This is a genomic window from Tessaracoccus sp. OH4464_COT-324, assembly GCF_003932855.1.
Classification (GTDB): domain Bacteria; phylum Actinomycetota; class Actinomycetes; order Propionibacteriales; family Propionibacteriaceae; genus Arachnia.
Genome location: NZ_RQYZ01000068.1, coordinates 1 through 590, shown reverse-complemented (window position 1 = coordinate 590; position 590 = coordinate 1). Strand labels below are relative to the sequence as shown.

Here is a 590-nt window from a genome sequence, read left to right as displayed (position 1 = left end):
AAGACTTCGGGGCCGAAGCCGACGAAGACGAACCGCTAGCATCCACAGACGTCCCCGGAGAAACCGGCCGCAGCACAACCACCACCAGCAAGCCCACCAACACCGCCAACAACCCGCCGACGATCCCCAACCATAACCCCGAAGCCCTACGCATCAGCAAACCCTGCCAACGTCACCTGGTGGCCAACAGATGATCCACCAACTCATCCAACGCATCCACCATCTCCTGCTCCGTGAACCTGCCAACCGTCGGCCGCAGCGCGATCACGGTATCCTCCGCATAGGCGAAACACTCCGTGTCCTTGGAAAGATCCGACTTTCCACAAGTGAATCGCCCTACGTAATGCACGCCCTCCAACTGCCGCAGATAACGGTTGAACATGTCCGGCAGTTCAAGAGTACGCATCTCAAATTTTAGAACCCGCTTCGGGTCCGTACCGCTATCCACGTAGGCCACACCCGCAGACAACTCGCTAGGCGATCCATAAATCTGATCATCCAACGCCCAACCCTGCAAAGTCTTAGGCAACCGCCAATCATCGCGCGGCTCCCCACCCTTAAGCGGATCCCCACCATAAAGCTGCGGCAAC

General features: G+C 58.1%; 1 protein-coding gene. It reads right to left on the bottom strand.

Going from position 1 to position 590, the window contains the following annotated elements; genetic code table 11:
* Positions 1–172: 172 nt before the first annotated feature.
* Positions 173–590: hypothetical protein (locus EII42_RS13605; protein WP_233558401.1), on the bottom strand; the 418-nt coding region annotated here is incomplete at its 5' end.